The following is a 13660-nucleotide window of genomic DNA, read 5'->3' as shown; positions in this document are numbered from 1 at the left end:
GGGCGTTTCCTCCGCTCCCTCCGGTCGTGGCATTGGACGAGCTCGGACGAGCTCAGACGGGCCGGGCGGGACGCTCCCGGTCGTGCGCCGCATGGTCCGCCGGGCGCCCGCACCAGTGCGCGAGCGCCTCCCGGATCGCGGTGGCGCGCCGGTCCGGCGCGGTCTCGTCGCACGCCCACGCGATGTAGCCGTCGGGCCGGACGAGCGCGGTCGTGCGGGTCGCGCCGCCCGCGAGCGCGCAGTGCACCCGTCCCGCCCACCGCTTGGTCGCCAGGTAGGTGACCGCCGGGTCGTTGGCCGCGACGACGAGCACGAACCGCCCGTCGCCGAGCAGCCGGTAGAGGCGTCCCGGGGCGCCCGCGACGGGGACGTCCGGGGCGCGCATGCCGGTGAGGCGGTGCGCGCCGCGCGGCGCCGGGTAGGCGATGTCGATGCCGGACACCGCGCCGGCCAGCCGCCGCGCGACCGGCCGGACGTGCGTCGCCGCCCAGGCCGCGACGGCCCGCCCGCGGCGCGGCCACGGCTGCTCGACCATCGCGAACCTCAGCAGCGCGCCGCTGCCCCGCAGGACCTGCCTGCCGACCGGGTGGCGCTCCTCGTGGTAGCTGTCCAGCAGCCACGACGGCGCCCAGCCGTTCAGCTCGGCGGCGAGCTTCCAGCCGAGGTTCGCCGCGTCCTGCATCCCGGTGTTCATGCCCTGGCCGCCCGCCGGGGAGTGGACGTGCGCGGCGTCGCCCGCGAGGAACACCCGCCCGACCCGGTAGCGCGGCACCTGCCGCTCGTCGCTGTGGAAGCGCGACGTCCAGCGCGGGTCGCGCATCCCGTGGTCGGAGCCGAGCGCGCGGCGCGCGACGTCGCGGACCTCCGCCAGGTCGACGGGCTCGGAGTCGGCGACCTGGTGCCGGCGGTCCCAGGCGATCACCCGGTACCAGCCGTCGCCGAACGGGGCGATGAACGCGAACGCGTCGCCGGACGCGCCGGCGGTGAGGACCTCGGTGGGGGCGTCGTCCAGCCGCACGTCCGCCAGCATCACCGACCGCACGACGGCCCGGCCGGGGAACGGCAGGCCGAGCGCCGTGCGGACGGTGCTGCGGACGCCGTCGGTCCCGGCGACGTACGACGCGCGGCGGGTCGCCGTGGACCCGTCGGCCATCCGGACGTCGACGTCCACGCCCTCCGCGTCCTGCCGGAGCCCGGTCGCCTCCGCGCCGTGGACGATCTCCGCGCCGGCCTCCAGCGCGCGCCGGCGCAGCACCCGCTCCGTCTCGTACTGCGGCGTGACGAGCGCGAACGGGAAGCGGCCGGGAAGCCGCGACAGGTCCAGCGCCGCGGCGCCGAGCAGCCGCAGCCCGCCGACCCGCTCCCCCGTCGCGACCAGCTCGTCGGCGACGCCGCGCGCGTCGAGCAGTTCCAGCGTGCGCGCGTGCACGGCGAACGCGCGGGTCAGGTTCTCGGTCTCCGCCGGGCGCCGCTCCAGCACGGTGCATTCCACGCCGGCCGCGACCAGGTCCCCCGCGAGCAGGAGCCCGGTCGGCCCTGCGCCCACGATCAGCACGTTCCCCGTCGGCCTGGGCGGCATCCGGATCCCCTTTCCGTCCGTGCGCGGGTGCGGCCCTACACCCCTTCCCACGAACGGCGGCACATCACGCGCGAGGGACGGCCGGAAACCGGCCCGGCGGCCCTTGACGAGGCGGTCCCGGCCGGCCTTCTAGGCGCGGCCGTTGGCGCGCAGGATCGAGACGGCCTTGACGGTCTGGTAGCCGCGCCACTCCAGTTCGGCGGCGGGCGAGTAGCTGGCGAAGTCGACGCGCCACCCGCCGTCCGCCTCCTGCGCGCGCTCCAGCCGGTCGAGCTCGGCGGCGACGACGTCGGGCGCGAACAGGGCCCTTACCGGAGTGCCCGGCAGGGGCGCGAAGTCGAGGGGACGCATCATCTCGTCCTCCAGCCCGCCCGCGACATGGACGAGGCCGTCCGGCGGGATGTGCTCGCCCAGCAGCGCGATCAGCTCGGCCGCCTCCGGTTCGGCCGCATGGACGGCGTCCAGCAGCCACAGGGCGAACGCGAGCTCCAGCGCGTGCGGTTCCTTCTTCGCGCGGACGGCGTCCAGGCAGAAGCGGGTGGCGCGGGCGAGCCACGGATGCGCGGCGACCGCCGGGTCGTGGGCGGCGGCGCGATGGGCCGTCGCGGCGACCACCGCGGTGATCTGCAACGATGACGCGGCCGGGTCGGCGCCCGTCCAGAACGGGGCGCATCCGGCCGGGTCCGGGACGCGCACCCCGAACGGGATGCCGCCGTCCGGCAGCGTCACCGTCTCCAGCCAGTCGCAGAGCCCCGCCGCCTCGGGCGCCGCCACGGGCGCCAGCTCGGCGAACACCTCGAAGGCGTGCAGCGCGGGGCCCGGCTGGCTCGTCCGCGACCGCAGGTCGGGTTCGAGGCCGTGGCCGTACCCGCCGTCGGGGTTGCGGTAGGCGTTCAGCGCGGCCAGCGCGGCGTCCCGGTCCCCTTCGCCGGTGAGCAGCTCGAAACGGCGGCGGTCGAGGAGGCGGGCATGGGTGGCCATGAAGTCGGAGGCCCTGTTCAGATCCATGCCCCCAGCCTCGCCGCGCGCGGCGCGGACGTCTTGGAGGTTTCGGCCATCACCAGGTAAGGATCAGTTCCTCGGGCGACCGGTGGATCAGGTTCGGCTGCGTCTCCACCGGTCCCGCGAGCCGCAGGCCGGGCAGCTCCCGCGCCAGCGTCACCAGCGAGATCCGCACCTGCTCGCGGGCGAGCTGCGCCCCGGGGCAGGCGTGCGCGCCGTGCCCGAACGCCAGATGCCGCGCGGGCTCCCGCGTGATGTCGAACGCGTCCGGCCGGGCGTGGGCGTCCGGGTCGCGGCCGGCGGCGCCGAAGGCGACGAACACCTGCGCGCCCGCGGGAAGGTCGGTCCCGGCGATCGTCACCGGCCGCGTCGCGACCCGCCGGAAGCCCTGGACGGGCGCGTCGAAGCGGGCCGCCTCCTCGACCGCAGCGGCGGCCAGCTCGGGCCGCCGGCAGAGCAGCTCCCACTGGTCCCGGTCCCGCAGCAGGTGCAGGACGGCCGTGCCGATCAGCGCCGTCGTCGTCAGGTGCCCGGCCAGCAGCAGGTTCTGCAGGTTGGAGATCAGCGTGCCGTGCGGCTCGATCGCCCGGATCATCTCGCCGGTCAGGTCGTCGCCGGGATCGCCGTCCCGCCCCCGCACCAGCGCCTCGAGCAGCCGTTTCATCCCGGCGACCTCGTGCGCCGCCGCGACCTGCTCGGCGGGCTCCATGGGCGTGAAGACCAGCTCCTCGGCCCGGTAGCTCCCCCGCACGACCGCCGGGACGTCCGCCGGGTCGAGCCCGAGCAGGTGCCCGATCACCTCGCCCGGCAGGACCCGCGCGTACCGGGACATCAGCTCGACGCGCCCGTCCCCGGCGAACGACGCGACGAGGTCGGCGGCGCGCCGCTCGATGAACGGGACCGCCGCCGCGACCCGCCGCGGCGACAGCCCCCGGACCAGCGGCTCGCGCACCCGCCGGTGCTCGTCGCCGTCCGCCGACAGCACCACCGGGCGCCCCGACGGCACCGTCTCCAGCACCGCGATCGCCTCCGGCCCCGGCAGCGCCTCCGGGCGCATCGCGCCGGCGGACGAGAACGTCTCCGCGTCGCGCAGCACCGCCCGCGCGTCCGCGTCCCGCGCGACGAGCCAGGCGTCCAGTTCCGGGACGAACGTGAGCCCCTCGACCTTCCTGGCCCGGGCGTAGCAGGGGTACGGATCGCGCCGGTCGAATTCCACGGTCGGTCCCTCCGTGCGGACGAACGGCCCACGCTACCCGCCGCGGAAAGGCGCGGGCGATCTCCGGACCGGCCACCCTGACCTGACTCCGGACCGGCCACCCTGACCTGACTCCGGACCGGCCACCCTGACCTGGCCGCGCGGCGGTGCCGCCGGCTAGACCGCGCGCAGCGCGAGGCCCAGTTCCCGGAACTGCTCGACCGGCCGGTGGTAGCCGCGCTCGATGTGGTGGACGCCGCGCAGCGTGGACGGCCCCTCGGCGACCGCCGCCGCGAGCACCGCCGAGAACCCCGCCCGGATGTCCGGCATCGTCACGTCGCCGCCGCGCAGCTTCGACACCCCGCGCACGACCGCCGAGTGCAGCGCCGCCGTGTCGTGGTAGCGGCACGCGGGACCGCCGAGGCACGTGTCGTAGACCTCGATCTCCGCGCCCATGCTCTGCAGCGCCGGGACGTACGCGAGCCGGTTCTCGTACACGGTCTCGTGCAGCACCGACATGCCGTCCGCCTGCGTGAACAGCACCATCAGCGGCGTCTGCCAGTCCGTCGCGAACCCGGGGTGGGTGTCGGTCTGCACGGCCGCGGGACGCAGCCCGTCCGGCGCCGACGCCATGATCCAGTCGTCGGTGATCTCGAACCGGGCGCCCATCCGGGCCAGCGTGGTGATCGCGGTGACCAGGCGGTCCTGCGGGCAGCCGTGCACCCGCACCTCGCCGCGGGTCACCAGCCCCGCCACGAGGTAGGAGAACGCCTCGATCCGGTCGCCCGCCAGCCGCGTCACGGCCCCGCCGAGCCGGTCGACGCCCTCGACGACGATCCGGCGGTCGGGCGCGAACGAGATCCGCGCGCCCATCCGCTGCAGGAACAGCGCCAGCTCGATGATCTCCGGTTCGGTCGCCGCGTTCCTGATGACCGTCTTGCCCTGCGCCCTGACCGCCGCGAGCAGCACGGTCTCGGTGGCGCCGACGCTCGGGTACGGCAGGTCGATCCGCGTCCCGACCAGCCGGGACGCGCGGGCGTGGATGCCGTCGGCCGCGATCGTCACCTCGGCGCCAAACGCGCGCAGCGCGTCCACGTGGAAGTCGACGGGCCGCCGCCCGATCGGGTCGCCGCCGACCAGCGGGACGAACGCCTCCCCGGCCAGGTGCAGCAGCGGGCCCAGCATCAGGATCGGGATCCGGTTCAGCCCGGTGAACGCCTTGCCGACGCTGGGGTCCGCCACCGGGCGGGGCACGACGGTGATCTCGCCGCCGGACCGCTCGACGGCCATCCCGACGTGCTCGAGCATCCCGGCCGTGATCCCGACCTCGCCGACGTCGGGGGCGTTGCGGATGGTGCTCGGCTCCGCGCCGAGCATCGCCGCGACCATGTGCTTGCTGACGGCGTTCTTCGCCCCCCGCACGGTGACGTCGCCGCGCAGAGGTCCGGACGGTTCGATCTCCCAGAGCTTCTCGGTCACCCGTGCAAGCCTACGGCCGATCCGGACCCGTCAGGCGCGGTCCACGAGAAGGTTCGCCGCGAACCCGAGGAACGCGACCCCGGCGACCTGCTCCAGGCGCCGCCGCACCCGCGGCCGCCGCAGCCGCTCCGCCAGCTTCGCCGCCGCACCCGACACCAGCCAGTACCAGACGGCCAGCTCCACGACGTCGATGGCCGTGAACAGGACGGTCGTGCCGAACGCCGGCGCCCCGTGCGGCACGAACTGCGGGATCAGGCTCATGTAGAACACCCCGGCCTTGGGGTTCAGCAGGTTCGTCCCGACCCCGGCCCGGAACGCCGCCCACCGCGACCCGGCCACGGCCGGCTCCGGCACCTCTTCGGCGGGCTGCTCCCGCCTGGCCTTCCAGAGCGCCGTGGCGCCCAGCCACACCAGGTACGCGGCGCCGCAGACGCGCAGCACGTCGTAGGCGAGGCGGGACGCCGTCAGCAGCGCGGTGAGGCCGATCGCGGTGGCGAGCCCCCACACGCAGCAGCCCGCGACGATCCCGAGCGCCGCGGCGAACCCTCCGCCGCGTCCGAGCGCGACGGACGTCCGGAGCACGAGCAGGGTGTCCAGGCCGGGCATCACGTTGATGATCATCGCGGCCCCGGCGAACGCGAGCGCGGCCGTCAGCATGACGCCGGCGGGCGGACGTCGTGGCGGGCCTCGTGGCTGGTCTCGTGGCGGGCCTCGTGGCGGGCCTCGTACGCGCCGCCGATGATGTGCTCGCGCCCCCACGCGCCGAGCGGCGCCAGCGCCTCGTTCAGCGACGCGCCCAGCGGGGTCAGCGAGTACTCCACCCGGGGCGGCACCTCCTCGAACACCTCGCGGTGCACGATGCCGTCCGCCTCCAGCTCGCGCAGCTGGGCGGTGAGCACCTTCTCGGTCACCCCGGGGAGGTTCCTGCGCAGCTCACCGAACCGGCAGGGCCGCTCGGCGAGCGCCCACAGGATCAGGACCTTCCACTTGCCGCCGATCACGTCCATCGCCGCGTCGATCCCGCACACGTACGCACCCGGCCTCCGCCCGATCCCCATCAGCCCTCCCGCCGGCTCACTGACCCTGCGGTAACCACGCACTTCGAAGTGCGTACTTGATCATCCGCGGGCCCCACGAGAAGCCTAGTCGGCATGAACCACACTGATTCGGACACCACTTCGCTCACTCTGCTCGGGCTCGGCGACATGGGGACGGCGCTCGCCCGCGCCTGGCTCGCCGCCGGGCGCTCGCTGACCGTCTGGAACCGCACGCCCGGCCGCGCCGAGGCCCTCGCCGCCGCGGGCGCCGAGGTCGCGGACACGGCCGCCGCCGCGGTCGCGGCCGGCGACCTGGTCGTCGTCTGCCTGCTCGACGACGCGTCGGTCCGCGAGGTCCTCGCGGACGCGGACCTGGCGGGCAAGGACCTGGTCGACCTCACCACCGGCACCCCCGCCGAGGCCCGCGCGCGGGCGGCGTGGGCCGAGGAGCGGGGCGCCCGCTTCCTGGACGGCGGGATCATGGCGGTCCCGCCCATGATCGGGGCCGAGGGGTCCGGCGGCTACGTCTTCTACAGCGGGTCCCGTCCCCTCTTCGACGAGCACCGCGCCACGCTCGCCGTCCCTGCCGGAACCGTCTACGTCGGCGAGGACCCCGGCTTCGCCGCTTTGCACGACGTGGCGCTGCTCAGCGCGATGACGGGGATGTTCGCCGGCGTCGCGCACGCGTTCGCGCTCGTCCGCGGCGAGGACGTCGCGCTGAAGGACTTCGCCCCCATGCTCAGCGGCTGGCTCACGGCCATGGCCGGCTACGCCAACGGCATGGCCGAGCAGCTGGACAGCGGCGACTACACCAGGGGCGTGACGTCCAACCTCGCCATGATGGTGCGGGGCAACGCGACGCTGCTGCGCACGGCCGAGGAGCAGGGGGTCAGCCCCGAGCTGCTGACGCCCTTCATGGACCTGATGCGGCGCCGCCTCGACGACGGCCACCCCGACGAGGGCACCGCCGGCGTCGTCGACCTCATCGCCCGCTGATCGCGAGCCGCCGGTGGCGGCCGGGCCCCGCGAGCCGCCGGTACGAACGGCGCGCGGGGCGGCCGCCATCGGCCACCGCCGAACCGAACGCAATTCGGTAGGGTGGCGGCATGGCGGATGTCCTCGACGACCTCGCGGCCGAGTACCGGCAACTGGACGCCGTGCTGGCGGCATTGAGCCCGGCGCAGTGGTCCGCGCCGTCCGGCGCGGACGGCTGGACGGTCGCCGACGTGGTCCTGCACCTCGCGCAGAGCGAGGAGGCGGTCGGCAGCCCGGCGGCCGGCGACACCGGGTCGTTCCTGCCGTCCACCGCGACCACCGTCGACGGCGCGATGGCCGGCCTGGTCGCGGCCGAGCGCGGCATGCCGCCGGACGCCCTGCTCGCCCGCTGGCGCAAGGCGGCGTTCGCCACGCCGGACACGCTCCGCTCCTACCCGCCGGGCACCCGCCTCGCCTGGGTGCGGACGTCCCTCTCCCCGCGGACGCTCGCCACGACGCGGCTCGCCGAGCACTGGGCGCACGCGCAGGACATCACCGTCCCGCTGGGCATCGACTACCCGGACACCGGCCGCCTGCGCCACATCGCCTGGCTCGCCCACCGGACCCTTCCCTACGCGTTCTCCGTCGCGGGCCGTCCCGACGCGGCCGTCCACTGCGACCTCGCCGCACCGGACGGCACCCGCTGGACCTTCGGCGACCCCGCGGCGCCCAACCGGATCACCGGTCCGGCGGCGGACTTCTGCCGCGTCGGCGCCCGCCGCCTCACGCCCGAGCAGACCGCCCTCACCGCCGAAGGCCCGGACGCCGCCGAGGCGCTCCGCCTCGTCCGCAACTACGCCGCCTGACCCCTCACAGCCCCGCCGGGCCGGCTCATCGTGCGGCCGTCGACCAGGGCCGTGCCGGGGACGGGACGCTCACGCCGGGAGGACGCGGGCGTTCGGGAACCAGCGCGATCGTGGAGGTGAGACCGGCGTCAGTGCCGCCGACGCGCAGCAGCCCGCGCCTGGTCAGGTACCGGAGCGCCTCGCGGACCTGCTCGGGGGTCGCCATGAGACGATCCGCCAGGGCGGCGCGGGTGTGGCGGCCGGGCGACCACAGCGCCACCGACAGGACGTCCATGGCCAGAGGCCCGTAGCGCTTGTCCCCCTGTCCCGGACCGCCGGTGGCGACGGCCGGACGGGAACGGGCCAGGAATCGCGGCGGTTCGGGAGAACCGGCCACCGGCCAGAATTGCAGAAGCCATCGGTGCCCGTCGGAGGTCCGGCGGCGGAGAACGCGGAGCCGGTGCAGCCCGGCCCGTACGAGTTTCAGGTTCCATGGCGAATCGTCGCCGCGCCCGCGGGTCAGCTTTATATCGCCGCGCGAAGTGAGAAACGGCGTATCGAGCGCATCGCTCCACCCACCGGAACCTCGTCCGGGCGGGGCGTCATGCGCCTCCAGACGCACGTGCGCATGCGGGGCCGCGGTGCCGAGAACCCAGCCGGCGCCCGCCCTGGCGAGATCGCTCCGCGCCCCTCCCGCGAAGGCGTCCTCCGCGAGAAGGGGTAGATTCAGATGGCGGAGTTCGCCCGTTCCTCCGACCCCGGCGGGCCAGAAGCCACGGACCACGAGCGCGCCGAATTCGGCTCGATAATCGCCGTCCTCGTACGTCCCGAGCAGAGTCATGCCCGCAAACTAACAACGGCCTCTGACAGAACGCGGAATTGATCTCCACGAGGGAATGAGCGGCCGGCAACGTCCCCTGGGCGGGACGGGTCAGTCCGCCGAGCGGGAGTCCTCGAGCAGGGCGGTCGCGGCGCGGTGGATCTTCTCGAGGGCGGCCATCAGGTGCTCGCGCTCCGCCCCGGTCAGGTCCGCGAGGACCGCCTCCTCCAAGGCGCGGCGCTCCCCTTCGACCGGTTCCTGGAGGGTCCGCCCCTCGTCGGTCAGCCACAGCCGGACGAGCCGGTTGTCGCGTTCGTCGCGGCGGCGGGTGAGCAGCCCGGCGGCGGCCATCCGGGTGGCCATCTTGACGACGGTGGGCGTGGTGACGCGCAGTTCGGCGGCGATCTCGCCGGGGGTGCGGCCGTCGCGTTCCCAGAGGGCGGCGAGCAGGTGGTTCTGCCCCAGATGCAGCCCGTGCCGGCGCATGCCGTCGTCGGCCGCCGCGCGGAGCGCCTTCGACGTCCTGCCATGCAGGTCCAGGAACTCGGGCATCGGACCTCCGAAGGTTCGATTGACGGCTAATCATTTACCGGCTAACGTTCCTCGTGTTCATTAGACGGCAAACGACTTCTGGAGAGGCCATGCTACTCGTCACCGGAGCCACCGGGAACATCGGCCGCGACCTCGTCCGCGAGCTGGACGCCAAGGGTGCCGACGTGCGGATCCTCGTCCGCGACCCGGCCCGCGCCGCCGACCTGCCCGCCCGCGCCGAGCGCGCGGTCGGCGACCTGGACGACCCCGCCACCCTGCCGGCCGCCTTCCGCGGCGCCGAGCGGCTGTTCCTCCTCACCCCGGGCATCGGCACCGCCCAGGCGGCGCACGCCGCGGCGGCCGCGCGCGACGCCGGGGTCCGGCACATCGTGCTCCTGTCGTCGACGAACGTGCTCGGCGACCCGATGCCCGCCATGGGCCGCTGGCACCACGAGCGGGAGGAGGCGGTCCGCGCGTCCGGCGTCCCCGCCACGATCCTGCGGCCGGGCGGCTTCATGCTGAACGCCCTGGAGTGGCTGCCGACCATCCGGGAGGGCGGGTACGTCCTCGACCCGGTCGGCCCCGGCCGGTTCGCACCGATCGACACCGCCGACATCGCCGCCGCGGCCGCCGCCGTCCTGACCGGGGACGGCCACGAGGGCGAGGCGTACGCGCTCACCGGCGACGAGCTGCTCACCGTCGCCGAGCAGGTCGCCATCCTGTCCCGCGCCATCGGCCGCGACCTGCGGATACGGGAGGTCCGCACGCCGGAGGAGGCGGTGCGCGCCCGGTTCCCCGCCGGCGCTCCCCCGGCGCTCGCCGAAGCCCTCGTCGAGGGGTTCGCGCTGATGCGCGCGGACACCACGGGGTTCCGCACGGATACGGTGGAACGGCTGACCGGACGCGCTCCGCGGACGTTCGCCGACTGGTGCGCCCGCAACGCCGCCGCGTTCCGGGAGGACCCCGGCGCCTGACCGGAGCGGAGCGAGGTGCCCGATGGACGAGACGCCACCGCCGCGACGAGTGCGCGGGAACGGACTGGTGCTGCGCGAATGGGCGGACGGCGATCTGGACGCCCTCGTCGCACTGCTCGATGACCCGGTGGTCGCCCACCGCACCCCGCTCCCCTCGCCCTTCGACCTCGCTGCGGCCCAGCGCTATCTGGACGACGCGCGCAAGGCTGGACGCAGCGGCGAGCGCGTCCAGCTCGCGATCACGAGCGACGGCCTTGAGGCGAAGGGCGAGATCCGGCTCAACCGGCTGCTCGGCACCATCAGCTACGCCGTCGGCGCCCGGTACCGGGGGCAGGGCCTCGCCTCGCGCGCTCTCCAGCTGATGACCCGCTACGCGCACGCCGAATGCGGGCTCCCCCGCACCCTCCTGGAGATCGAGCCCGACAACCAGGCCAGCATCGCGGTCGCGCGGTCCGCGGGCTACCGGCCGACCGACGCGCCGGCCACCGTCGTCGAGGGCGACCGGCGCTCGTTCACTCTCCTCACCTGGACGCACACGGCCCCCTGACCGGCGCGCACCGCGCCGGTCAGCCGGGCCGGCCGGCCGTCCAGGAGTCGGCGAGGGCGCAGAGCCGGTCGAGGGCGGCCTCGACCCGCTCGCGGTCGCCGGTCGTGAGGAAGTCGGCCTGCAGGCCGGAGTAGGCGCTGTTGAGGAGCGTCGCGTTGACGCGGGCCTCCTCCGGCCCCAGGCCGCGGGCGACCAGCGCTCCGGCGACGAACTCGGCCCGCGCGGCCAGGAACGCGGGCACCCGGTCGCCGAGGCGGCCCGCCGCCGCGAGCCCCTCGATCTCGTGGATCAGCCGCGTGTGCGCGATGTTCTCCGGCGCGAGGTGGCGGTGCCACGAGTCGCGGACGATCGCGCCGATCCCCAGGTCCGCGTCGTCCCAGCCCTCGGTGGCCCGCAGCTGCTCGTGCTGGACCTCGTCGAGCCGCTTCAGCAGCGCCGCCAGCAGCGCGTCCTTGTCCGCGAAGTGATGCGTGAGGACGCGCGTGCTCTGCCCGAGCGCCTCGGCGACGGGACGCATCGACAGCCCGGACATCCCCGTCCCGGCGAGGTGGTCGAGCACGGCGTCGAGGATCTGCGTACGCCGATGCGGGTCGCGGGGCCTGGCCACCGGTCTCTCCTCCTTGTCCCGTGGGGACGTCCAGCCTATAGGGTAACGAGTGTTACCTTAACTGGATGCCGCCCACCCGACGCCCCTTCGGCGGGCTCTGGCTCGCCGCGCTCACGGTCACCGCCTTCGCCCTGCAGACCGACGACTTCGTCATCGCCGGAGTGCTGCCGTCCATCGCCCGCGGCCTGTCGGTCGGCGAGGCGGCCGCCGGCCAGCTGGTGATGGTCTTCTCGGTGATCTGCGCCGCGGTCGCCCCGGCCGCCGCGGTCGCCGCCGGACCGCGTTCGCCGCGCACGGTCCTCACCTGGGGGATGCTGCTGTTCTGCGCCGCCAACCTCGCGGTGCCGCTCGTCCCGTCCTATCCGGTCCTGCTCGTGCTGCGGGTCGCCGCGGCGCTCGCCGCCGCGCTCTCGCTCCCCGCCGTCTTCTCGGCCGCCGCGACGCTCTCGCCACCGGACCGGCGGGGCCGCCACCTCGCCACCGTCACGGCGGGCCTGACCGGCGCCGTGGTCGCCGGCGTCCCGCTCGGCACCTGGATCGGCGCAGCGGCCGGATGGCGCGCGACGTTCCTCGCCGGCGGAGTCCTCGGCGCGGTGGCGCTGGCCTTCCTCCGCGCCACCCTTCCGGACGTCCCACCGCCTCCTCCCGCCGGACTCGGCGAACGGCTCCGCCCGCTCGCGGCGCCCGCCGTCCTCCGCGCCCTGCTGGCCGCGGCCGTCGCGGTCCTCGGCAACATGATGATCCAGACCTACCTGGCTCCCCTGCTGCACGGCCTCGCGGGTGTGACGCCGTCCGGCCTCGGGCTGCTGCTCACGCTCACCGGGCTCGCCGGTATCGCCGGTGCGCGGCTCAGCGGCACCCTCGTCGACCGCATCGGCCCGCAGCGGTCGTTCGGCCTGGCCGCGCCGGCGTTCGCCCTGGCGATGGCCGGGCTCGCGATGTGCTGGCCGGCGCGCCCCGTCCACCTGGCCGTGGTCGTCCCACTGCTGCTGGTCTGGTCGGCCGCAGCCTGGTCGGTACCGCCGGCCGTGCAGGCACGCGTCCTGGCGCTCACCGGTCCTGAGGTCGGTCCGCAGGCGCTCGCTCTCAGCAGCAGTGCCGTCTACCTTGGTGCGTCGCTCGGAGCCGGTCTCGGCGGCTGGGCCATCGGCTCCCTCGGCCCTGGGGCGCTTCCGATCATCGCCGGGGCCTGTTTCCTGACCGGGATCGCCCTCTTCGGACTGCCGGGACGGAGCACGTCACGTACCCCTGACCGCGACACGCACGGCCACCACGCCGATCTGTGACACGGGCCGGTGGCCGCGCCGGTGCAGTGTGTGGGTTGGCACCGGCGCGACCATGAGTCCGGTCATCGCCAGACAGTTTAATTATCACTCATCACACGTTGCACACGCGTTGCGTCCCTGCCCAGCGGGCACGTCCGGGCGCGCCGGGCGCACCACCGGCGTCGTGTGGAAGGCTTCCCAGATGACCATTCCGGACGAACGGTGGCAACGGCGGATCGCCGACCTCTGGGCCACCTTCGATGATCACGAACCGCAGGACTTCCTCGCCAAGGTCAAGGACCTGGCCGGCGAGCTGCCCGCCGGAAACGCCATCGCCGAGTACGAACTCGCCTCCGCCTACGACTCCACCGGGCATGAGGCCGAGGCGGCCGTCCATTACCGTCGTGCGTTCGCCGACGGCCTGCCCGATTCGCATCGGCGCCAGGCGACCATCCAGTTCGCCAGCACCCTCCGCAACCTCGGCGAGGCGGAGGAGAGCGTCAGGCTTCTCACGGCGGAACGCGACGCCGGCTCCGACGAGCTGGACGACGCCGTCACGGCCTTCCTCGCCCTGGCGCTCACCGATCTCGACCGTGACCGCGAGGCGGCCGCGCTGGCGCTCGGTGCGCTCTCCCGCCATTTGCCGCGCTACAACCGCTCCCTGTCCAACTACGCGAAGGCACTGATCGAGCCCTGAGCGGACATCCGAAAATGCGAAAGGCCCCGCCGTGAACGGCGGGGCCTTCCTCACAAAATGTCCGGCGGTGTCCTACTCTCCCACACAGTCTCCCATGCAGTACCATC

Annotated in this window: 15 protein-coding genes; 6 read left to right on the top strand and 9 right to left on the bottom strand. The window is 74.6% G+C overall.

Annotated features, from left to right (window positions below):
* Positions 1 to 52: 52 nt before the first annotated feature.
* From ABT299_RS21470 to ABT299_RS21445, 6 genes are all read right to left on the bottom strand, one after another.
* On the bottom strand, positions 53 to 1579 hold the full coding sequence (locus ABT299_RS21470; RefSeq protein ID WP_500251769.1) for an FAD-dependent monooxygenase: 1527 nt from the start codon (positions 1577 to 1579) through the stop codon (positions 53 to 55).
* A 129-nt stretch (positions 1580 to 1708) separates the two neighbouring features.
* Entirely contained in the window at positions 1709 to 2587 is an 879-nt protein-coding gene (locus ABT299_RS21465) for a hypothetical protein (RefSeq protein WP_500251768.1), read from the bottom strand.
* A gap of 49 nt (positions 2588 to 2636) precedes the next feature.
* On the bottom strand, positions 2637 to 3797 hold the full coding sequence (locus ABT299_RS21460; RefSeq protein WP_387030677.1) for a cytochrome P450: 1161 nt from the start codon (positions 3795 to 3797) through the stop codon (positions 2637 to 2639).
* Positions 3798 to 3953: 156 nt separating this feature from the next.
* Positions 3954 to 5255, bottom strand: a complete 1302-nt coding sequence (murA, locus tag ABT299_RS21455) for a UDP-N-acetylglucosamine 1-carboxyvinyltransferase (RefSeq protein ID WP_190856472.1) — start codon at positions 5253 to 5255, stop codon at positions 3954 to 3956.
* Positions 5256 to 5285: 30 nt separating this feature from the next.
* Positions 5286 to 5912, bottom strand: a complete 627-nt coding sequence (locus tag ABT299_RS21450) for a LysE family translocator (RefSeq protein WP_500251767.1) — start codon at positions 5910 to 5912, stop codon at positions 5286 to 5288.
* Positions 5906 to 6313 (bottom strand): winged helix-turn-helix transcriptional regulator, encoded by a 408-nt coding sequence (locus ABT299_RS21445; RefSeq protein WP_500251766.1) that lies wholly within the window; start codon positions 6311 to 6313, stop codon positions 5906 to 5908. The genes ABT299_RS21450 and ABT299_RS21445 overlap by 7 nt, the downstream gene beginning before the upstream one ends.
* 93 nt (positions 6314 to 6406) lie before the next feature.
* Between ABT299_RS21445 and ABT299_RS21440 the strand changes: the two genes are divergently transcribed.
* Together ABT299_RS21440 and ABT299_RS21435 are read left to right on the top strand one after the other, a co-directional pair.
* Positions 6407 to 7288 carry an NAD(P)-dependent oxidoreductase gene (locus tag ABT299_RS21440; RefSeq protein ID WP_500251765.1) on the top strand — a complete coding sequence of 294 codons (882 nt, stop codon included), beginning with the start codon at positions 6407 to 6409 and terminating at the stop codon, positions 7286 to 7288.
* A 110-nt stretch (positions 7289 to 7398) separates the two neighbouring features.
* The gene (locus tag ABT299_RS21435; RefSeq protein WP_500251764.1) at positions 7399 to 8133 is read left to right on the top strand and encodes a maleylpyruvate isomerase family mycothiol-dependent enzyme; all 735 of its coding nucleotides are present in this window, start codon (positions 7399 to 7401) and stop codon (positions 8131 to 8133) included.
* 25 nt (positions 8134 to 8158) lie between these two features.
* Here ABT299_RS21435 and ABT299_RS21430 read toward each other — a convergent pair whose 3' ends face one another.
* Together ABT299_RS21430 and ABT299_RS21425 are read right to left on the bottom strand one after the other, a co-directional pair.
* Positions 8159 to 8953 (bottom strand): hypothetical protein, encoded by a 795-nt coding sequence (locus tag ABT299_RS21430; protein WP_500251763.1) that lies wholly within the window; start codon positions 8951 to 8953, stop codon positions 8159 to 8161.
* Positions 8954 to 9043: 90 nt separating this feature from the next.
* Positions 9044 to 9484, bottom strand: a complete 441-nt coding sequence (locus ABT299_RS21425) for a MarR family winged helix-turn-helix transcriptional regulator (protein WP_387030690.1) — start codon at positions 9482 to 9484, stop codon at positions 9044 to 9046.
* Positions 9485 to 9573: 89 nt separating this feature from the next.
* On the opposite strand from ABT299_RS21425, the gene ABT299_RS21420 reads away from it, so the two are divergent.
* On the top strand, positions 9574 to 10437 hold the full coding sequence (locus ABT299_RS21420; protein ID WP_433136640.1) for an NAD(P)H-binding protein: 864 nt from the start codon (positions 9574 to 9576) through the stop codon (positions 10435 to 10437).
* Positions 10438 to 10459: 22 nt separating this feature from the next.
* Positions 10460 to 10984 carry a GNAT family N-acetyltransferase gene (locus ABT299_RS21415; protein WP_500251762.1) on the top strand — a complete coding sequence of 175 codons (525 nt, stop codon included), beginning with the start codon at positions 10460 to 10462 and terminating at the stop codon, positions 10982 to 10984.
* A gap of 19 nt (positions 10985 to 11003) precedes the next feature.
* Here the strand turns inward: ABT299_RS21415 and ABT299_RS21410 are convergent, their stop codons facing one another.
* Positions 11004 to 11591, bottom strand: coding sequence for a TetR family transcriptional regulator (locus ABT299_RS21410; RefSeq protein WP_387030697.1), 588 nt, complete (start codon positions 11589 to 11591; stop codon positions 11004 to 11006).
* A gap of 65 nt (positions 11592 to 11656) precedes the next feature.
* Between ABT299_RS21410 and ABT299_RS21405 the strand changes: the two genes are divergently transcribed.
* On the top strand, positions 11657 to 12877 hold the full coding sequence (locus tag ABT299_RS21405; RefSeq protein ID WP_500251761.1) for an MFS transporter: 1221 nt from the start codon (positions 11657 to 11659) through the stop codon (positions 12875 to 12877).
* A gap of 52 nt (positions 12878 to 12929) precedes the next feature.
* A complete protein-coding gene (locus tag ABT299_RS21400) occupies positions 12930 to 13553 on the top strand; it encodes a tetratricopeptide repeat protein (RefSeq protein WP_500251760.1) in 624 nt (207 codons plus the stop codon).
* The last annotated feature ends 107 nt before the right edge of the window (positions 13554 to 13660 follow it).

It is taken from the genome of Spirillospora sp. NPDC000708, assembly GCF_040299565.1.
Lineage (GTDB): Bacteria > Actinomycetota > Actinomycetes > Streptosporangiales > Streptosporangiaceae > Spirillospora.
Note: the sequence above shows the minus strand (reverse complement) of the source record. Positions and strands in the feature narration are given on the sequence as shown.